The 19,288-nt window shown below is 45.6% G+C and carries 18 protein-coding genes; 4 read left to right on the top strand and 14 right to left on the bottom strand.

The window, feature by feature from the left end:
• The first annotated feature begins 95 nt into the window (after positions 1–95).
• Positions 96–1,217 (top strand): Gfo/Idh/MocA family protein, encoded by a 1,122-nt coding sequence (locus tag QEP08_RS11760; RefSeq protein ID WP_285058239.1) that lies wholly within the window; start codon positions 96–98, stop codon positions 1,215–1,217.
• Here QEP08_RS11760 and QEP08_RS11755 read toward each other — a convergent pair whose 3' ends face one another.
• Complete coding sequence (locus QEP08_RS11755) at positions 1,218–2,111, bottom strand: SMP-30/gluconolactonase/LRE family protein (RefSeq protein WP_285058237.1); 894 nt, start codon at positions 2,109–2,111, stop codon at positions 1,218–1,220.
• A gap of 115 nt (positions 2,112–2,226) precedes the next feature.
• Here QEP08_RS11755 and QEP08_RS11750 point away from each other — a divergent pair, with 115 nt between their 5' ends.
• Entirely contained in the window at positions 2,227–2,481 is a 255-nt protein-coding gene (locus QEP08_RS11750) for a hypothetical protein (RefSeq protein WP_285058235.1), read from the top strand.
• 11 nt (positions 2,482–2,492) lie between these two features.
• Here the strand turns inward: QEP08_RS11750 and QEP08_RS11745 are convergent, their stop codons facing one another.
• From QEP08_RS11745 to QEP08_RS11695, 11 genes are all read right to left on the bottom strand, one after another.
• Positions 2,493–5,057: a DUF5686 and carboxypeptidase-like regulatory domain-containing protein gene (locus tag QEP08_RS11745; RefSeq protein WP_285058234.1), complete on the bottom strand. Its 2,565-nt coding sequence runs from the start codon at positions 5,055–5,057 to the stop codon at positions 2,493–2,495.
• Between the two features lie 111 nt (positions 5,058–5,168).
• Positions 5,169–6,455, bottom strand: a complete 1,287-nt coding sequence (locus QEP08_RS11740) for a sensor histidine kinase (RefSeq protein ID WP_285058231.1) — start codon at positions 6,453–6,455, stop codon at positions 5,169–5,171.
• Positions 6,456–6,458: 3 nt separating this feature from the next.
• Complete coding sequence (locus QEP08_RS11735; RefSeq protein ID WP_285058228.1) at positions 6,459–7,832, bottom strand: sigma-54-dependent transcriptional regulator; 1,374 nt, start codon at positions 7,830–7,832, stop codon at positions 6,459–6,461.
• 20 nt (positions 7,833–7,852) lie between these two features.
• A complete protein-coding gene (locus QEP08_RS11730) occupies positions 7,853–9,025 on the bottom strand; it encodes an ABC transporter permease (RefSeq protein WP_285058226.1) in 1,173 nt (390 codons plus the stop codon).
• 30 nt (positions 9,026–9,055) lie between these two features.
• Positions 9,056–10,291, bottom strand: coding sequence for an ABC transporter permease (locus QEP08_RS11725; protein WP_285058223.1), 1,236 nt, complete (start codon positions 10,289–10,291; stop codon positions 9,056–9,058).
• A gap of 48 nt (positions 10,292–10,339) precedes the next feature.
• A complete protein-coding gene (locus QEP08_RS11720) occupies positions 10,340–11,005 on the bottom strand; it encodes an ABC transporter ATP-binding protein (protein WP_285058220.1) in 666 nt (221 codons plus the stop codon).
• Between the two features lie 19 nt (positions 11,006–11,024).
• On the bottom strand, positions 11,025–12,491 hold the full coding sequence (locus QEP08_RS11715) for a TolC family protein (protein WP_285058218.1): 1,467 nt from the start codon (positions 12,489–12,491) through the stop codon (positions 11,025–11,027).
• A gap of 3 nt (positions 12,492–12,494) precedes the next feature.
• Positions 12,495–13,742 (bottom strand): efflux RND transporter periplasmic adaptor subunit, encoded by a 1,248-nt coding sequence (locus tag QEP08_RS11710; RefSeq protein ID WP_285058216.1) that lies wholly within the window; start codon positions 13,740–13,742, stop codon positions 12,495–12,497.
• Positions 13,743–14,133: 391 nt separating this feature from the next.
• Positions 14,134–14,811 (bottom strand): pseudouridine synthase, encoded by a 678-nt coding sequence (locus QEP08_RS11705; protein WP_285058213.1) that lies wholly within the window; start codon positions 14,809–14,811, stop codon positions 14,134–14,136.
• A gap of 26 nt (positions 14,812–14,837) precedes the next feature.
• Positions 14,838–15,149, bottom strand: coding sequence for a hypothetical protein (locus QEP08_RS11700; RefSeq protein WP_285058211.1), 312 nt, complete (start codon positions 15,147–15,149; stop codon positions 14,838–14,840).
• 63 nt (positions 15,150–15,212) lie between these two features.
• Positions 15,213–16,418, bottom strand: coding sequence for a DUF763 domain-containing protein (locus tag QEP08_RS11695; protein ID WP_285058208.1), 1,206 nt, complete (start codon positions 16,416–16,418; stop codon positions 15,213–15,215).
• Positions 16,419–16,743: 325 nt separating this feature from the next.
• On the opposite strand from QEP08_RS11695, the gene QEP08_RS11690 reads away from it, so the two are divergent.
• Complete coding sequence (locus QEP08_RS11690; protein ID WP_285058206.1) at positions 16,744–17,601, top strand: EamA family transporter; 858 nt, start codon at positions 16,744–16,746, stop codon at positions 17,599–17,601.
• Positions 17,602–17,607: 6 nt separating this feature from the next.
• Here QEP08_RS11690 and QEP08_RS11685 read toward each other — a convergent pair whose 3' ends face one another.
• Positions 17,608–17,871: a hypothetical protein gene (locus QEP08_RS11685; protein ID WP_285058204.1), complete on the bottom strand. Its 264-nt coding sequence runs from the start codon at positions 17,869–17,871 to the stop codon at positions 17,608–17,610.
• A gap of 144 nt (positions 17,872–18,015) precedes the next feature.
• The gene (locus QEP08_RS11680; protein WP_285058202.1) at positions 18,016–18,846 is read right to left on the bottom strand and encodes a LytR/AlgR family response regulator transcription factor; all 831 of its coding nucleotides are present in this window, start codon (positions 18,844–18,846) and stop codon (positions 18,016–18,018) included.
• Positions 18,847–19,021: 175 nt separating this feature from the next.
• On the opposite strand from QEP08_RS11680, the gene QEP08_RS11675 reads away from it, so the two are divergent.
• Positions 19,022–19,243: a hypothetical protein gene (locus QEP08_RS11675; RefSeq protein WP_285058198.1), complete on the top strand. Its 222-nt coding sequence runs from the start codon at positions 19,022–19,024 to the stop codon at positions 19,241–19,243.
• Positions 19,244–19,288: the final 45 nt, after the last annotated feature.

The following is a 19,288-nucleotide window of genomic DNA, read 5'->3' as shown; positions in this document are numbered from 1 at the left end:
TAAATTGTTATCTTGTTGAAAACCAATTACAACAATAAACCCTTTTGGTACTTGTGTAAGCTAAATTATCAATAGTATAACCAAATGATTAAAGTATGAATACACGCCGCGACTTTTTACAATTACTGGCCGCATCGGCCATCACTTTACCCCTGGCTCCGCTGTCCGGACTGGCAAATGAGGTGAAGATCATTGAGGAAAATTATGATGGTCCCGTTTTGAGGGTAGCTATAATGGGACTGGGCGGTTATGGCACCCGCGTTGCTGATGCCATGCGTGACTGCAAAAAAGCAAAACTGGTTGGCGTGATCAGTGGTACGCCTTCAAAAATTACGAACTGGCAGAGCAAATACGGCATCCCCGAAAAAAATTGTTACAACTATGAGAGTTTTGATGCCATCAAAAACAATCCGGATATAGATGCGGTATACATTACCACGCCCAACGGATTGCACCATGACCAGGCGATCCGTGTGGCAAAGGCTGGAAAACATGTGATCTGTGAAAAGCCGATGGCACTGAACGCCAAAGAGGGACAGGAAATGGTAGATGCCTGCAAAAAGGCGGGTGTGAAACTATTGGTGGGCTACAGGATGCATTTTGAACCTAAAACCCTGGAGATCATCAGGATGAGAAAAGCTGGTGAGTTTGGAAAGATCATGTTCTTCCAGGGCTTGTGCGGCTTCAATATCGGTGATCCTAAACAGTGGCGGTTAAATAAGCAGCTGGCAGGTGGTGGTTCTTTGATGGACATTGGCATTTATGCCATTAACGGTTCAAGGTATATGGTTGGTGAAGAACCGGTATGGGTCACGGCCCAGGAAACGAAAACACAGCCGGAAAGGTTTGCTGAAGGTGTGGATGAGACGATCCAGTTCCAGTTTGGTTTTCCAGGGGGTGCCGTGGCTTCCTGCCTCTCTACCTATGCCATGAACAATCTGGACAGGTTTTTCCTGAATGGTGAGAAAGGATTTGCGGAATTACAGCCTTCAACCGGTTACGGCCCGATAAAAGGACGTACCAACAAAGGTGAGCTGACCCATCCCCATGTCACCCATCAGACGGTGCAAATGGAAGAATTTTCTGACATTATATTAAATGGTAAAGTGCCTGTAGTCCCGGTTGATGGCGAAGAAGGAGTAAAAGATCTCAAGATTATTGATGCCATTTATCTGGCTGCGAAAACCGGCAAAAAGGTAGCATTGAAATTGGGGTAGTTACTCTACCCCTTTTACTGTGGTTGGAATGGTATATACTGACTTTGAGGAGGTAATGAACAGATCAGATCTGTTCTTGCCACCAAAGCAGACATTGCCAGTCCAGCCTTTTAAGGGGATATGGGCGATCTGCGTTCCTTCAGGATTGTAAACCGTCACTCCGTTTCCTGTGATGTAGATATTACCCTGGTTGTCCAGTGTCATACCATCTGATCCTTTTTCAAACATGAGCTTACGCTCAGTCAGTTTCCCTGCTTCAGCAATGGTGTACCGGTAAGTTTTTTGTGCGCCCAGGTCAGCTATATACAGGTATTTGCCGTCGGGAGTTCCGACAATGCCGTTGGGTTGTTTCAGGTCATCCAACGCGAGCAGGATCTTTTTTTCCTTGCCCGCGGGAATGTAGTATACATTTTGCTTTTCTATTTCCGGTTTCTTCCTGGTCCAGTAATCACGCTGGTAATAAGGGTCAGTGAAATAGATCCCTCCTTTTTTATCGAGCCACAGGTCATTGGGGCCGTTTAGCTTTTTACCATCCAGATCAGTGATCAGTACAGTGATGTTTTTATTTTTATCGATAGACCAGAGCTCATTTTTTTCATCCGCGCAGGCAAGCAGGTTTCCTTTCTTGTCAAAATACAATCCGTTGGAGCGGCCCGTCTTGTCCATAAACAGGGATAGCTGTCCATCGGTGCCGTATTTCCAGATCTTGTCATTGGGCTGATCGGTAAAATAGATCTCTCCCTTTTTATTGACTGCAGGTCCTTCTGTGAAAGAAAACTGACTGCTTACGAGTTTAAGGTCTGCAGGATTGAAGATTTGTGCTGTACCCGGAATGGCTTCCAGGCTCAATGCCAGAAGCAAAAGACAGGCGATAGTTTTGATACTTGGTTTCATGCCTTGAATTTAGTAGAATTTTCCAAAAATGTAATCGCTGGTGTAAAACTGTTACAATAGCTGCCTAAACAAAGACGGTTTTCCGTTGTTTATAGAATAATTAAAACAAACCATGATGGCTGAGCAAACGAACAACAAAGGAATAGACAATTGGAATAAAAGACTGGACCAGAACCTGGAACCTGAAAAACACGGTGATGAGCTTGCGGATCTTCGGGCCGAAGATTTTTCAGATGAAGCAGGCAGCGGAGATCAGTCAGATGATCCAAGCCGGGATATTGCTGCTCACGAACCTCAGGAACAGGAGGACAATATGGCCAAAAACCATCCTCATTCAAACCGGGAAGAGAACCTTGACCGGGAGGAATAACCTGAAAGTGCCTAGAAATCAAACTTGACCCGGGCGCGGATCCCCCAGCCGGAGACCATTGGATTGTCCAGGTAGGTAAAACGTTTGACCGCATCAACTCTTAAGACTTTAAAGATATTGGCCACACCTACACTGCCCTCTATATAAGGATCATTATTTAAAGAACCGGTAAGCGGTATGCCTTCTTTGTTTCTTACAAACTGAAGGGTACTGGTGTTGATTGCCGGGTTGTTTTCATCACGCAATCCGCCATACAATGCTTTGAATGAAAGCACTTCCCTTAATTTCAGACGACGGATTAGCGGCATCTTATTGAAAAAGAAACCGTTGAAATTGTGGTCAATATTGATGCTGGCATAATGGTCACTCACAAACTCCATAAAGTTCATCAGGTTGTAAGAGTTGAGCTGATAGGCATAAGTTTGGTTGGCACGATGGATATCCAGCAAAGGAAATGGCACTTTACCTATGATATAACCGCCTTCCAGTGTCACGTCACTGTAGCCAAGCTGAGACAGGTAAAAACGCTTGTCGATGCTGCCCATAAAATTATGGTAGTTGTACTCCCCGCCCAGCAAACCTTTGATGCCTGCAGTATAACGGAGGTTAAAAACAGGATTAGGCCCTACAAGCGGTGTCCTGTATATTTTACCCTGGTAAAATTTCTCATCAGGTGCGTAACGCAGTTGCAGGGTCACCTCAGAGGTGCTGATGTTATTGATCCTGGTAAAGAGGTTGTTCGGCGAATTGTTGAAATACAAATTACCTGCAGGCGACTGGTTCCATTTGCGCAGGCCAACGCTGTAAGAAAAATGATTTTCAAATTCATGAACATAATCCAGCCTGTAAAAGTCATTGTACAGCATCATGTTGTTCTCTCCTCTTTTAAAGGAAAGCAGGAAATTGTCTTCCTGTACAAACTGCAGGTCCTGCCCCGGGATCTTGGTATCACGCTGGAAGCTGGCCCTGATGTAGTTCTGAGGAAAAGAATAAATCGACTTGTTATTCAAAGAATAGGTTCCGCTCAGGAAGTACTTCCATTTCTGATCGGTAAAGCCATATGCGGCGTATGTTTCAAAATAGTACCTTTTGCTCAATGCAGTGGTGGTTCGGCCGCCGAGACGTAAACGAAAACCTTCTACATTATTGAAGCTGTAAAAAGTATTGACCGGTCCCATTTCAAAAGGCCCGAAATCTTTATATCCTGCGAAGAGCAGGGTCACCACATCCATTGTTCTTTTAAAGGAAGGAATGGTCTGCAAACTGTCAATGTTATGGTATACCTGCAGGTTTACATTACCCAGCGACTCAGGTCTGTTGGCAGACCAGAAGGCATCTGATTTAGCGGTTGCATCCGGTGCCACAGCAAGCTTGGCCGGGATTTTAAACACAGAATCCGGAATTGGTTCGTTGATCTTAAAATCTTTGTAGGTCACGGTCCGCTCGCCGGTAAAGCCTGTACCGCCATTTTTACTCAGTCCAAAGTCAACAATCAGGTTGCTTTTGCTCAGGTGGTAGCGCTTGTCAGGGTTTTGATCAAAATCAAGCTTCGCTTCAAGTGCACGGACAAAGTTGAGGTTAATGTCTTTATTGACTGTGAGGTAAGCATTCTGAACCGCATAGTTGCCATCTAGCGTCACATAAAGCTTGCCTTCAAATAAAAGATCTGTTTTGTTTCGTGGCATGAAAGACAGCTCCACCAGTTTCGGATTGTGGTCCTTGATGGTATCTGTAATAAAGAACTTGTAAAAACCAGGCGCACCATCGGCTATCGGGCTCAGCAGTTGATTGCTGACCACAGAGATGTTGTTGTCATAAATGTCAATGTCCTGGTACATCCTGTCGAAATAAGAACTCAGACCCTGGTTGTCTATAAATTTCTCATCAAAGTTTACCTTCTTATCGGCGATGATGATGGATTTTGTTTTTTCCGGATGCTTTGTGTAATAATTATCAGAGAGTTTCTCCTGCTGGAATACTGGCAGCGTGGTTTTTCCGCCTATTTTAGTAGAATCCTGCTCCTGGAACAGGAACTGGTAATTGCGGAAGATTTTCTTGTTTTTGAATTTGTCGGAAAGGTTACTCAGGGAAAACAGCATACGTTCATACTTCTGATAAGCCACCTGGTCATAACTCTCGGTCCGGTTCTTTGATTTGTTGGCGATGACCTTGCGGATGAGCGCAACAGCCGGATTTTCACGGTTCCTGTACGGTCCTCTTTTAGTTCCCCTGATCACCACCTCGTTCATTTGCATGGCTTCATCCTGCAGCTGGACATTAATGGTCTGGGAAACACCCGGTTTGATGTTTTTGATTTGCGTCTTGTAGCCAACATAGCTGAATTTGATCTGGGTATCGTTTCCGGTCAGGTTCATACTGAACTTTCCGTCGATATCAGTTTTACCGCCCATCCCGCTCGGGATCAGTATAAAGGAGACATAAGGAATGGTTTCCTTATTGCCGGCATCAGTGACTGTTCCGCTGATCCTGGTCTGCTGGGCAAACAGGTTGGTGGTGAAGGCGAGTGTGAGCAATATCGCTATACTACTTATATTTTTGATGTGTTGAAGTCTCATGTGTCACTTAAATTAATAAGTAGGGCAAAGTTAATACTCAACATTTGAATATTGTAGTAAAAAAGTCAGGATGATAGCCCGGGATAAATGTTATGACACGAAAATGAAAAATCAGGTTAAACGGATAGAGAATTCTGTTTGGCCCGGAGTCATAGTCTTTAAAGAAAACTCAAATCCGTGGTTCAGCAAAATCTCTCTGACCAGGGTCAGGCCTATGCCCTGCCCGTCTTTCTTAGTACTGAAAAAAGGACTGAAAAGCTGCTCATTCATTTCTGCGGAAATGCCTTTTCCATTGTCAGCTATGATCAGGGTTTTACGCGCGGGGTCCAGTGAGAAGCTGATCAGACCATGTGTTTCAATTGCTTCTATTCCGTTCTTTACGATGTTGATCAGCACCTGTTCCATTTGCAATGCGTCAGCATAGATGTAAAATGGCTGGTAAGGAAGCCGGAACTCAAAAATGACATCATGCTGCCGGGCTTTTATTTGCATAAAGTCTGCTACGTTGTGAATTAATGGGATGAGGTCAACGCGAAGTTTACTGACCGGAGACAGTTTGACCAGGTCAGCAAAGTTTCTCATGAACAGGTTCAGGTTCTGGTTTCTTTCGACCGCCACATTCAGGGCATTCTTCAATGAAGCTTTATCCCCGGACTTCCACAATTCATCCGTATCAAGCGCCATATTCAGAATGGAATTCACAGGCCCAATGGTATTGTTAACCTCATGGGCCATCATCCGGATCACTTTGCCATAAGCACCTTTTTCCGCTTCAAAGATCTCTGCGGTCACTTCCTCGATCATGACAAATACCCTTGGGAAACCACGGTCAATGAAATTGGACTTCTGAACCTTATAGGTATTGATGCTCCCTATCCTGATGGTTTTGGATTCACCGGTTTTGAGCGGTTCGAGCTGCTTTACAAAATCATCGGCACTGGCTCCCAGTATCTGCCCGGCTTTTGGATTGATCTGCCTGATCTGATGGTCGTAATCCAGTATGATGATACCCGTCGGTGAGGTATGGATCAGCTTCTCCAGAAAAAAATGCTGCGCTTCCTGCCGGGTCCGTTCCTCACGCAGTGCGTCCATCATCTGGTTGTATACGCCGATCAGTTCATCGATCTCAGTCTTGCCTGTGAGCAAAAACTTCACATTAAAATCACGGTCTTTAATGGCATTGATTCCATCTTTGATATAAGTGATCGGTTCAATAAGCTGCCGGTACAAGCCAATTGAAATGGACAAGGAGATCAGCACGAAAGCTTCAGAAGCTATAAAAAACAACTTGTTCTTTTCAAAAATCAGATAGCAGAGCACTAAAAAGATCAGGTGAATGACAATGATAAAAAGAATAAATCTAGTCTTAAGCTTTACCCGGTTTATTCTCCATTTCATAGGTTAATCCTCATCATCATGATATGGAATCTGGTACTTTTCCAGCCTCCGGTAAAGCGCATTGCGGGTTATTCCCAATGAAGCAGCAGCTTTGGTGATCTTGTTGTGGTGAAAATTCATGGCACGTCTGACCATTTCAATCTCCATTTCTTCCAGCGTGATACTCCCCACCCCTGGCAGCTGGACATTTTGCTTTTTGACCGGAGAGACCTCGAGTTGTGTTTTGAAGTCATCTATGCCCAGTTCGTTATTTCTGCTGACCAGGATGGAGCGCTCCACGAGGTTCTTTAGCTGCCTGATGTTGCCGGGCAGCTCCAATTGCTGCAGCCACTTCATAGCGGCTGAAGACACCGATAAATAAGGCCGGTTATAGATCTCCTTTAGATTGTCAATGAAAAAATTGACCAGGAGGGGTATATCACTTTTTCGTTCACGTAAAGAAGGCAAATGAATGGTGATCAGGTTGATGCGATACAACAGATCTTCTCTGAAAGTGCCCGAACCGACCATTTCAAGCAAGTTCTTATTTGTTGCACACACCACCCTTGCGTCCACCATTTTACTTCTGCTGCTGCCCAGTACCTCGTAGGTGCGGTCCTGCAGCACCCTCAGTAATTTCACCTGGCTTCCGGCTTCCAGCTCCCCTATTTCATCCAGGAATATCGTGCCTCTGTGCGCCATTTCAAAACGTCCGGTACGGTCAAACCTTGCATCGGTAAATGCTCCGCGTACATGACCAAACATTTCACTTTCAAACAGAGTACTGGATATACCGCCCAGATTGACCTTCACGAAGGGCTTGTTCCTGCGCTGGCTGTTTTCATGGATCGCCTCGGCGATCAGTTCTTTTCCGGTTCCGCTCTCTCCAAGGATCAGTACAGAGGCATCGGTACCCGCCACCTGTCCAATGGTTTCGAGAATGGAAAGCATCACCGGGTCCTCAGCAATGATCTGTTTAAAATTGTATTGCTGGTCCAGCTGCCTGCGCGTACTGTGTTTCGTTTTGGCAGTATGCAGATCCAGCAGGGTATTTACCGATTGCAGCACATGCTCATTGTTCCATGGCTTGTTGATAAAATCATTGGCACCCAGCTTCATACCCTGTACAGCGAGGTCAATACTGGCCCATCCTGTGATGAGCACAACAGGAACACCTGAGTCTATAGCCCTGATGTTTTTCAGCAGTTCCATACCCTCCCTGCCCGAAGTGTCGATAGAAAAGTTGAGGTCAAGAATGATGAGCTTTGGAACCTGCTGGCTGACGACACTCAGCGCATCTTCCGCATTTTCAGCAGTAAGCACCTTATTGCCTGCACTTTCCAGCAGCAATGCCAGTGAAGTTCTTACGGCGATATCGTCATCTACAATCAGGATCATATACAAAGTTAATATAGTTATTATTCTTCATGCAATGCAATAGCAGGATGTATGGCCGCTGCCTGTCTGCCCGGATACAGGGAACACAGGATAACCAGAATGTAAATGAACAGGACCGACAAGAGCAGGGCGATAAAATACACGGCTGAAGGCACATCAAATACGTTTAGCAATGGGAACTGAATGGCGAAGAAAGATCCAACGATAAGCGATAAAGAAGCCAGTAATAAAGATTCTGTGACCAGCTGTGCGGCTACAGAATTGCCACTTGCCCCGATCGCGCGGCGCAGACCAATCTCTCCCCGTCTTTGGTTGATGTTGTACCAGAGTACACCAAATAAACCAAGAGCCACATTGATGATGAGGAAACCTGCGATAATGCTGGCAATGACCACTGGAATAACGGTGTTAGAGTTTTTGGAATCCCTCAGGTCAGTCAGATGGCTGATCGCGATGTTAGAATTGGGAATAGTTCTTGCCAGAAGTTTGGAAAGGCGGCTTTCAAAGGCAGCGTCTGCATTGTCTGTAACCTGAATCAAAATGGTCCCAATCCATTCAAATGAAGCTGAATCCAGCATTTTGTACCCCCCATATCCGGCAGGATAGAAATCGCCCCCGGTTTTTATGTCCTCAATCACACCAATAATCTTCGCTTTATCATCGCCGACAAGTTTGCCGATAGCAGACTGACTGCCAAATATGGCTTCCTTAAGGGTGGTATTGATCACAGTAAAGTTATTTTTCATGACCCGGTCCTCTTTTTTAAACCATCGGCCCTCCACAACTTTAGCGGACAATGCTTTGTCGTAATTTTCATCCACCTGATAAAAATTGACCTGGTTGTATTTTTTACCATTATACTCGAAGCCGGTAGTAGAATTGCTGTTTGCATAAGGAAAATTATAGCTCGAAAAGCTAACTTCTTTAATTTCGGGCACCGCATTCAGGGTAGATTTTACCTGGTCGTAAAATGCCGACAGGGTATCTTTGTCTTTTGTTTTTAAGGGATTAGAATATCCTATTGCCCATACCTTTTCATACTGAAAGCCGGCAGGCTTCCTATAATTGAGGTAGTAGTAAACCAGCATGGACGATATGGCGAAAATCACCAGAAAAGAGACCAGGATCTCGGAGAGGAACAGGACGTTGTGCTTCCTTTTGTTCCATATCAATTTAAATAAATGTCTGAACATGATAATGTCTTATTATGTAAATAAATCTGCCTATTGGGCCTTCAGCGCAGCGACCACATTGAGCCTTGACATACGCCAGGCGGGATATACACCTGACATCAGCCCAAAGATCAGGCAGAGCCCCAGCCCTATAGACAAAACGGTGAAGTTAAGTGAACCTTCAAAATCCGGCGTGAAACCCGACCGGTTGAATACATAGATTGCGAGAAATGAAAAAACCACCCCCAGAATCCCCCCCAGAAGAGTCAGGATGATATTTTCAACAAGAAACTGGTAGACCAGCGTCTTTGATGAGGCACCAAAAGCCTTGCGGACACCAATTTCTGAAGACCTTTCCATGATGCGCGTAATGTTGATATTGACCAGGTTGATGGTTGGCAGGAGCATAAACAACAGCACTATTGCACCTATAATAGCTGTCATTCTTCCAAAGCCTGCTGAGTCATCATTGCCAAACAGATTGCGGGAAAGGCCTTCCAGGGCACCGTCTGCGTGTACATACAGTTTATCAAAATCCTTTTCACGGGGCACCTTGCTGAGCATCTTTTCATATTCTGACCGCATCGCAGGCAGGTCTGCTTCAGACTTCGCCACCAGCGCAACCCCGAAATTGCCCATCAGCCCCTGGTCTTCAAACTTGGTTTTAGAAACCGTATAAGGGAGATAGACATCCCCAAAGAAATTCCTGTTGGTCCTTGGAACTCCCTTCACGACCCCGATCACGCGGTAATTGACATTGTCCAGCTCGATGTATTTACCTGTTACCTGTGCAGCATCTCCGAAATAAGCCTTTTTTGTACGCTCGGAAATCACTGCTACGCGCTCCGCACTTTGTATCTGCTGCGCGGTGTAAGGCTTCCCTTCCAGGAAATTATACTGAGTTGCTACCCAGTAGACGTCATTGGTAAACTTAAACTCAAGCCCGATTTTTTTGTTATTGACATAGGCATTAGCGGTATTGCCGAAGGAATAAAACACAATCTTGTCTGGTTTTTTCAGGGTAGAAACATAGCGCTTAATGAAACTGAGCGAAAGCGAACTGCTATTTATCCATCCTTCCTTAGAGTTCTTTTTCGTTACCCGGGTTAAAAAAAGCATCTGGTCTCTTTTGAAGTCCGGATAAGACGGGCTCAGTATATTTTCAACCAGCGCAGTCGAGGTCATCAGGATGGTCAGTGTAAAACTAATCCCAAACAGACTAATGAAGGTGAAAAACTTCCTGCGGAGCAGTACGGCTATGGCTATTTTTAAATAATTTTTAAGCATAATAACAGATGGTTAAATGGTTAGCATAATAATAAATGCTCAAATGAATTACTGAACGTGGGAGCCGTCAAACAACCTGACCAGACGGTGTGTTTTATGCGCCATATTTTCGTCGTGGGTCACCATGATGATGGTCGTGCCGTCGTTCTTGTTCAGGTTGATCAGGATCTCCATAATCTCATTGCCCATAGCGCTATCCAGATTACCTGTCGGCTCATCAGCCAGAATGATCTGCGGACGGCCTACGATAGCGCGCGCAATGGCGACCCGCTGACGCTGACCACCGCTCAGCTGCGTAGGGAAATGCTTCAAACGGTTGCTGAGGCCTACCTTTACCAGTGCTTCAGTTGCCAGTTCCCTGCGCTCTTTGGCGGAGGAAGTTCTGTAGAGTAAAGGCAGCTCCACATTGTCCAGTACCTGTAAGTCGTTGATCAGGTGATAACTCTGAAAGATAAAACCCAGTTTCTGATTGCGGAATTTTGCGAGTTGCTGGTCGTTGAATCTGGACGTATCCTGATCATCGATGCGAATGCTGCCCCTTGAAGGCTCATCCAGAAGGCCCATGATGTTCAGCAGGGTACTCTTGCCGCAACCCGATGGCCCCATAATGGATAGAAATTCCCCTTTTGCAATATCGAGGCTAATGTCATTGATGGCCAGTGTCTCCACCGTATCGGTCCGGTAGACCTTTTCAATATTTTGTAAACGTATCATTTGGTATGTATTTAATGGTTTATTTATAAGTTATCTTTTCATTTCGTTCAAAATCATACAGCGACAAGTACCTGAGCTGATAGTATGCCCCCCAGAAATCCCTGAGCGCCGCTATAAAATCCCTTTTTGCCCGGTCATTTTCCTGGAAGGCGATGCTCAGATCAGTAATGCTCAAATTGCCAAGCACATAGCGCTCACTGGCAATCTGGTATTTTTCAGCGGCAATCCTGTCTGCCTGGGCAGTAAGTTCCATCTGTTCCTGCATCATGTTGAAGAGCGTCACCTGGGTCACGATCTGCTGCTTAAAAGTCTGCTTGTCCTGCTCGACCTCATAAACCGTAAACTGCTCATTGGCCTGTGCCGTCTTGGCCCTTGATTTGGACCTGCCCCAGTCCAGCACCGGAATAGACAACTGGATCTCAACAGACTGCTGGCTTTTTGGCGATTTATAGACATCAAAGATCCGGTTTCCCGCATTCGAAAAACCCAGATTGGCCCTCAACGTAGCCACCAGACCATTCTCGCCCTTAGCCTTAGCTACATCCCTTTTAGCTTCCGCAATGCGGCGCACAAAAGCAATCGCATCAGAGCGGTTCTCAAAAGCCTCCGCCAAAACCTTATCCGCAGACACGCTAAACTGGCCGACAGCGGCAGGTGTGGTGAGTACAATCCGGTCCTCGCCCTCTATACCCGCATAGCTGCGCAGCGTCAGTCCCGCTATTTCCACGTCACGCCTGGCCGTACCCACCGCCTTCTGGGCATTCAGGCGCTCCAACTGCAGCTGCAGAATCTCGTTCTTAGAAACCTTACCCAGTTCAAACTTGGTATTGGCAATATTCAGGATCTTATCCGTATTGGCAAAATTGCTTTCTGCCAGGTGCAGGTTGACCTGGGCCAACAGGAGATCAAAGAAATAGCCCGTTACCATGATCGAGATGTTTTCCTGGGATTCTATGTAGGCCTGCTTACTTTCATTGAACTTCAGCGGCTCTATTTTCTTGTCCCATTTCAGGCTGTTGAACTGCAGCAGAGGCTGGGTATAGCCAATGCCGTAAGGTGTGCCATTATAAAGTACCGTATTGCGGTCAAAATCACTGAAACGCTGTAACTCCGTTGTTCCGTAAACAGTTCCGCCCGTAGCAGCTATACTCTGTTTAAAATCCAGCGTTAGCGACGAATTATCGTTGCGGATTGGCTGGAATAAGATAGATCCATTGGGCTGGAGCACCTGGGCATAAGTCTTGTTATAGCCCGGCAAAATGCCACTCAAGGCCAGCTGAGGCTGATAATTTGACCTAAACGTACGCCATTCCCAATATTTGGTTTCTCTGACGGTAATCGCCTGTTTGGCGGCAATAGAGTTGGCCTTTGCCCGTTCTACGACTTCGCGGAGTGTGAGTCTGAGTGTGTCGGCATTTCCTGCACGGGCTGTCAGCTGAAGACCTGTGCCGATGATGAAAAGTAATATGACAAATCTGATCTTCATGGCCTAATCTTCTATCACAATTTCTTTTGCATACTCGTATTTACTCAGATCAGAAGTGATCACCTGCTCACCTGCCTTTATCCCGCTGACAATCTCGATGTAATCAAAATTGCTGAGCCCTGTTTTCACCTCCCGTCTGACGGCCTTACCAGCTTTGAGCACAAAAATCTGTTGCAGGTTTGAGCCTTTAAAAGCAGGTCCGTTGGGCACGCGCAACACTTTACTGCGCGTATCTGTAATTAAAAATACATCAGCTTTAAGATTGGGCCTTAGCAGTTTGCTGTTCTTTTCATCAAGCTGTACTTCAAATGAAACTATCGAATTGCTGACCGCCGGAGAAATGCTCACCACCGTACCACGCAATTGCTGTTCGTTGATCCGGACGATAGCCGGCATACCATTCCGCAGCTGATCCAGCTGGGTATCCGAAATGCTTCCGGCTACTTTATAACTGCTCAGGTTGGCAATCCGTGCCAGCGATTCGCCCTCTTTGATGCTCGCCCCTATATTCTTATTGACCCAGGTCACCACGCCATCCCGCGTAGCGATAACATTGGCCAGGTCAAGCTTCCTTTTGAATGCCAGCTGGTCGTTTCTTTGAATGGCCAGCGCAATCTCTGCTTCCCTGATCTCGATCTTCATGGTCTGCTGCTTGCTCCTGATCTCATTTTCGAGCTGCTGTTTTTCCAGTTCGGCCACCTTCAGGTTCAGTTCGGCTTGTTCTATATCTTCTTTGGTACCACCCCCCGCTTTAAAAAGCCTTTGCGCACTTGAAACTGCGTCTTTAAAGTTACTGATGCGCAGCTGCTTGATGCTGTTGTTGGATTTAATGTCGTAAAAGCTCTTTTCCAGGTCCAGCTTCAACTTCCTGATCTCGTTCTCTTTGGATTCGATCTGAAAGCTCAGCTTATCAAATTCGGTCTGCGCCGCAGATTTATCCAGTGTAAGGATCGACTGTCCGGCTTTTACTTTGGTTCCTGCATCCATCAGCACGTTTCTAACTGCAGCATTGATCGGGCTGGTCAGGATCTCCTCAAATTCCGGCAGCACCTCGCCATTGGCATTGATGGTATTCTCAATGCTGCCTGTTTCAGCTATGGCCGATGTAATCTCAGCTTTAGAGACCGAAGGTTTAATATAGGCACGCATGGCAAGTACTGCGCCGATGATCACCAATACGATGACGGCTATGATCAGGGTCCTTTTCTTTTTTTTCCTGACAGATACTTCTTCTTCAATCGATTTGTCCATTGGTTGGTTTATTTGGACAGGGTTTTGCAAGGCAGATGCCAATTACAAATAATTGATTTTCAGAATATTATGTAATATGTATTTTATAATAATGCCCGATATCGAACATTTGGTCTGATATCGGGCAAAACCCGAAATGTCGCTGTCAATTATTCCTTTCTCCAGAATTCTCCATATGGAATTCCATATTTATCCTTGTTACCAAATAAGATCCGCCGCCCTTTTCCTGCGCTATTCTGCGTACTTTCTGCGGTCCTTCTGTGCTAGAGCAGCGATTAAGGGTACTTTAAGCGCAGAAGCAGCGCAGCAGATAGGGAGCAGGTATGCGGAAAGGCATAATTTAGCTGAGTTAAAACATTAGCCTGTCAGTCAGGAGCACAAGAACCGTACTTTACCAGCCCATCAGCCGGTTAACCCTTTCAAATTCTTCCTGTACAGGAGCTTTCAGGTGTACTACTTCTCCCGTTACCGGATGCTTAAATAACAGTTCAGAGGCGTGCAGCAGCATGGTCGTCATCTCCCATTGTTCCTTAAAGAACTTGTTCTGCTTATTGCAGCCGTGTTTACGGTCGCCGATGATGGGATAGAATATGTGCGCAAAATGCCGGCGCAGCTGGTGCATCCGGCCGGTGGTGGGTGTGGCTTCAATCAATGAATAGCGGGATGTAGGGTGTTTGCCAAAGGCCACGTCAAGCTCGGCACGCTTCAGCGTAACGAATGAAGTAAAAGCATCCTGAATGGTGCCGTTTTCTTTAGCCAGCGGATAGTCGATATCTTCCTTGTCAGGCGCATAGCCCCGCAAAACAGCGAGGTACTTTTTCTGTACCTCACCATTCATAAACTGCTGGTGCATAGCAATCTCTACATCCTTTTCAAAAGCAAAGAGCAGCAGGCCCCCGGTTTTCCTGTCCAGCCGGTGTACCGGGCTGACATGCCTGCCGATCTGGTCCCGCAGCAGCTGCAGTGCAAATACTTTTGCATCACCGGCAATGGATGAACGGTGGACCAGCAAGCCGTGGGGCTTATTGATGGCAATTAAATGATCGTCCTGATAAACTATCTCCAGCATTGTTAAATTTTGCTGCGAAGATAGAACTATTTTGAGGTAATTTCCTGAACCTCCAGGAGGTCCGGGCCGGCCTCTATAGGATAGCCGTCTACTTTTGTGCCTTTTAGTGTAACTTGTTTGTCTACAAAGCCATCCAGATTGACTTTTTCACTTTTTAAAGCATAGGTTTTATCAGCTGTTTTAAGCACATGCGTGCCATATTGAAAAGTCGTCATGCCCAGCTTTTCGAGCTTACCGCTCAGTTCAATAACATCTGTTTTTGGGACTGGTGTCTGTTTGGTAGTGCCACATCCGGCAACAGCTGCGCCGATGATCAATAGGAATAACAATTTCTTCATATTCTGTTAACGTTAGGAATCGCGCATACGCTACAATAATCACACCTGTTTTAAAATTCACCGTTAAAATAGGGTGAGCTGTCCAAGGCCCTTTGGGGGTTTGGCATCACCAAACACGGTCTTTCCTCCGTATTTCCATGATTCGTCGCGTTCTTTTTGGATCAGCTGATCAAAATTATCATTGGGAATAAAATTCTTTTCGGCCCTGTAGGACAATTCACTTAACTTTTGGATGGCCTGCAGTTTGTCTGACTGTCCAATTTTTGCCTTCTGGACCGCTTTACTGAGCACACTTATGGTTTCATCATAAACTTTGACCGGCACAGGGAAAGGATGGCCGTCTTTGCCGCCATGGGCAAAAGAAAACCGCGCCGGATCGGTAAATCTGGCCGGTGTACCGTAAATCACCTCACTTACCAGCGCCAGAGATTGCAGCGTCCGGGGGCCCATACCTTCTAAAAGCAATAATTCTTCAAAGTCTGTTGGTTTTTTTTCATGTGTCAGCCAGAGCATGGCACCCAAACGTTTCAGGTCTACATCTTTTGATTTTACATCGTGGTGTGCGGGCATGACCAGTTTACGGGCCTCAGCGATCATGCGTTCCGGGTGCTCAGCGGCCATGGCCATCATAGTTTCCCTGGCTGGTGCCGCGCCAGCGGCTGCAAGGTTAAGGATCTGCCCCTGATTGACTCCGCAAATTCCCGTATGTGGTTCATCTACAAATGATTTTAGCGCTGAAGAATGCCAATGGTATCTCCGGGCCATTGAGCTCCCCTGGCTCATGCCTTGCTGCACGACAGTCCACAGTCCGTTTTTATCCACTATAAAACTATGGGTATAGAGCTGAAAACCGTCCTGCACTGCGGTATTGTCTACCTTGGCGCTCAGTTTGCTGCAGCGTACCAGATCGATGCCGTTTAATCCGGTCCGCTCGCCAAACTTCAGTAATTCATCAGGTGTGTTTCTCGATTTTGCACCTTTGCCACCACAGATATAAATCCCCAGATCGCGGTAGTGCGGATTGATGGCAGATTTTAAGGCACCCATCACAGAAGTGGTGATGCCTGAGGAATGCCAGTCCATGCCCATTACCGCACCCAGGCTTTGAAACCAGAAAGGATCGCTGAGCCGGCGCAGCACTTCTGAGGTACCGTATTCTGCCACTATAGCTTCTGTAATGGCAAAACCCAGTTTGCTCATGCGCTCTGCAAGCCATTTGGGTACATAGCCATAATGCAGGGGTAAATCAGCAGATCCGGATCTTTTCATACTAACAAATTTAGCAATTCTCTGACGGTTTGCAATATTTTACACTGATAATCGAGGTTAATTTTATGATAATAAATCTTGTTTAATATAAGTCCGGTATTCCTGCCTTTTTTATTAAATGCTAATTTGAATTGCCTGACTGGAAGTCTCCTGATTTGTTTTTCAGGAAGTCCATGTTTTCCCGGCTCAAAACTTTAGCTTTGCGGCCCGGATTATTCCGAATAAAAGAGCATCCTAATGAAACCATCATGATTTTCCAAAAATCCACAGGAGGATCACTATAATTATGATAGCTTCATCGCCGATGAAAAAAAAATATAAATGGATGAAAAAAAGCAAGATCAACATCCCGCCTTTGCCGGCCGTCCTTGGAGCCATTGTGAGCGTACAGGCTGGGGCTGCAATTGCAAAAGGGTTATTTCCTGCCTTAGGGGCAACGGGAACAGCGTCCGTCAGGATCGGTCTGTCTGCGCTGATCCTTTTGGCAGTGAACCGGCCAAATTTAAAAAGGCTGAACAAAGCACAATGGAGGGCTGTAATCCCCTATGGACTCTGCCTTGGGGCAATGAACATGATTTTTTATATGTCCCTGGAGCGCATACCGCTGGGTCTGGCAGTAACATTGGAGTTCATCGGCCCTTTGCTCCTTGCTGTCGCCGGGTCGAGGCGTCTTATCGAATTTTTATGGGTACTGCTGGCCGCAGCGGGGATCGCTTTCATCGCTCCATGGAGTGAAAAGAGTATCGATCTTATCGGTGCGCTGATGGCTTTGCTTGCTGGCGGGTTCTGGGCCGGATATATTGTGTTGGGCAGACGCACTTCAAAAATACTGGACGGCGGCCAGGCCGTAACCATAGGGATGGTCTTTGCGACCATGATCGTTCTGCCTTTTGGTATCGCCGGAGGCGGATTGAGTAATTTTACTCCAATTATGATTTTTAGTGGCGCTGCTCTGGCCCTGCTTTCAAGTGCTATCCCCTTTACGCTGGAAATAAACGCAATGCGGAAAATACCGGCGCAGACCTTTAGTATTCTGATGAGTTTAGAGCCGGCTGTAGCTGCGCTCTGCGGATTGATTTTCCTGCAGGAGCTGCTGACTTTTTACGAATGGATGGCCGTAGCATTGGTGGTTATCGCCAGCGCGGGTGCTACGCTTACTAAGAACAAAAAAATACCTAACTAAAAAACATCAGCTGGCCATTTGAATCAGTGCCGCTTCATTTTCAGTTTCAGAAACAATCATTACGATGAGTGAGCGCTGTTGTTCATCACGAAAATTGAGTACCAGGTTTTTACCTTTATTGTTCCTGATCATACTGCTCAAACGGGGAAACAGTAAAGAAAGGGCCTCTATGCGCTGAACATCATCACTTTTTACTACTAAAAATTGTGAATTTGCATCCTGATGCTGTATATTTCCCTGATTTTGTTGATATGGGTGTGTTAATTCCATGATTAAATATTTAGATTCCGGTTAGTTGTAACAAGTCTATTACCTATTAGACGTTAAACACACTCGATTTGATACAGCAGAACCAAAATATATTTACAAACTTCACTTAATCAGGCTATATAGCGCTTTACAGGTCATTCTTTTTTATTCAGTGAGTTTGGTAATCGAGAAGTTATTGTTTAATAAATGTTTCCCCAGCTCTTGTTTGTAGCTTCTTCCTATCGGGATCTGATGTTCGTTGATGATGATCTTGTTTTTTTCTATCTGCCTGATCTTGTCTTTAGCGACAATGAAAGATTTGTGCACCCTGATAAACAGTGCTTCCGGAAATATCTCATTCATGTATTTAATGGAGCCTTTGATCACAATTTTTTGATTGGCGGTGGTATGTGCAATGGCATAGTCTTTTAAGCCTTCTATATGGGTTACTTCGCTGTAGATGATCTTTATCTTTTGCGTGCCGCTCTTTACGAATGTAAATTCGGGAAGGGGCTCTGTGGTTTCTGCTGGTTTGTTTTGCAGCTCGTACCAGTCGATGCTCAGTTTTACGGCTACCATCAGTGCCAGGTACCAGATCGTACTGAAGAAGTTGTAAGACATGGTTTCCATGAGGTTGCTGTTGCGCATGGGCCCGATCACATATCCGTAGAGGAAGTAGTCAAAAAGGCTCTGGGCCACCATATAACCGGCGACGGAGAGCAGAACCAGCAGGAAATAACGCAGGTATTGCTTTCTCAGAAGGTATTTTGGGAGGAAATACTGGATATTGAGATAGGCAATAGCCACCAGCATGATTACTCTTCCGATGACACAGAATAAAAAATAAGGCAGGTTGGCTTTATGGATCAGGTATCTTTTTTCGTAAGCGAAAAAAGCGGCGATCAGCACCCAGTAAAGTGTATGCAGCAGCGCATGTTTGACGGTTACATGCCGGCGGGAGAATGGCGGGATAAACTGTCGGTCTAAAAAACTCATAGTTAGTCTAATGGGTGTTATAAATTTAGATAAAAAGATTTGAGCTGCTCATAAAAAAACAGCCTGCCTTGCTGTCGTTCGTCTAAAATATGTGCGTTATCTCTACTAAATTCCCGGTATGGTTATAATTACCCGTCCTTTGACTCATAATTTCTGATTTAATAATTCTGAAGCCATGAAAAATTATTTGATTGCGTGTATTATTTTAATGAGTGCTCCCGCATGTGAGCTGGCTGCGCAGCAGAAAAAAGCAGGCGGTCCCTGCGAAGGTTTTGAGGCCATTTATGAAAGTCCGGTTCCTTTTGAAAAAATAAAGTCCTTTGTCGAACTGCCTGATGTGAGCTGGGATGGTAAAAAGGAACATTCCGGATTATCCTGCGGTAAAATAACCAGGTAACGAAGTTTTAAGAATATTTAGTATCGTGTATCAAAAGACCTGTTT

The sequence above is a fragment of the Pedobacter ginsengisoli genome (assembly GCF_030244015.1).
In the GTDB taxonomy this organism is placed as follows: Bacteria; Bacteroidota; Bacteroidia; order Sphingobacteriales; family Sphingobacteriaceae; genus Pedobacter; species Pedobacter ginsengisoli.
Note: the sequence above shows the minus strand (reverse complement) of the source record. Positions and strands in the feature narration are given on the sequence as shown.

What these genes read in the sequence shown, in the direction of transcription:
- QEP08_RS11760 (WP_285058239.1), top strand. Translation starts at nt 96, where the DNA reads ATGAATACACGCCGCGACTTTTTACAATTACTGGCCGCATCGGCCATC.
- QEP08_RS11755 (WP_285058237.1), bottom strand. Translation starts at nt 2,111, where the DNA reads ATGAAACCAAGTATCAAAACTATCGCCTGTCTTTTGCTTCTGGCATTG.
- QEP08_RS11750 (WP_285058235.1), top strand. Translation starts at nt 2,227, where the DNA reads ATGGCTGAGCAAACGAACAACAAAGGAATAGACAATTGGAATAAAAGA.
- QEP08_RS11745 (WP_285058234.1), bottom strand. Translation starts at nt 5,057, where the DNA reads ATGAGACTTCAACACATCAAAAATATAAGTAGTATAGCGATATTGCTC.
- QEP08_RS11740 (WP_285058231.1), bottom strand. Translation starts at nt 6,455, where the DNA reads ATGAAATGGAGAATAAACCGGGTAAAGCTTAAGACTAGATTTATTCTT.
- QEP08_RS11735 (WP_285058228.1), bottom strand. Translation starts at nt 7,832, where the DNA reads ATGATCCTGATTGTAGATGACGATATCGCCGTAAGAACTTCACTGGCA.
- QEP08_RS11730 (WP_285058226.1), bottom strand. Translation starts at nt 9,025, where the DNA reads ATGTTCAGACATTTATTTAAATTGATATGGAACAAAAGGAAGCACAAC.
- QEP08_RS11725 (WP_285058223.1), bottom strand. Translation starts at nt 10,291, where the DNA reads ATGCTTAAAAATTATTTAAAAATAGCCATAGCCGTACTGCTCCGCAGG.
- QEP08_RS11720 (WP_285058220.1), bottom strand. Translation starts at nt 11,005, where the DNA reads ATGATACGTTTACAAAATATTGAAAAGGTCTACCGGACCGATACGGTG.
- QEP08_RS11715 (WP_285058218.1), bottom strand. Translation starts at nt 12,491, where the DNA reads ATGAAGATCAGATTTGTCATATTACTTTTCATCATCGGCACAGGTCTT.
- QEP08_RS11710 (WP_285058216.1), bottom strand. Translation starts at nt 13,742, where the DNA reads ATGGACAAATCGATTGAAGAAGAAGTATCTGTCAGGAAAAAAAAGAAA.
- QEP08_RS11705 (WP_285058213.1), bottom strand. Translation starts at nt 14,811, where the DNA reads ATGCTGGAGATAGTTTATCAGGACGATCATTTAATTGCCATCAATAAG.
- QEP08_RS11700 (WP_285058211.1), bottom strand. Translation starts at nt 15,149, where the DNA reads ATGAAGAAATTGTTATTCCTATTGATCATCGGCGCAGCTGTTGCCGGA.
- QEP08_RS11695 (WP_285058208.1), bottom strand. Translation starts at nt 16,418, where the DNA reads ATGAAAAGATCCGGATCTGCTGATTTACCCCTGCATTATGGCTATGTA.
- QEP08_RS11690 (WP_285058206.1), top strand. Translation starts at nt 16,744, where the DNA reads ATGAAAAAAAGCAAGATCAACATCCCGCCTTTGCCGGCCGTCCTTGGA.
- QEP08_RS11685 (WP_285058204.1), bottom strand. Translation starts at nt 17,871, where the DNA reads ATGGAATTAACACACCCATATCAACAAAATCAGGGAAATATACAGCAT.
- QEP08_RS11680 (WP_285058202.1), bottom strand. Translation starts at nt 18,846, where the DNA reads ATGAGTTTTTTAGACCGACAGTTTATCCCGCCATTCTCCCGCCGGCAT.
- QEP08_RS11675 (WP_285058198.1), top strand. Translation starts at nt 19,022, where the DNA reads ATGAAAAATTATTTGATTGCGTGTATTATTTTAATGAGTGCTCCCGCA.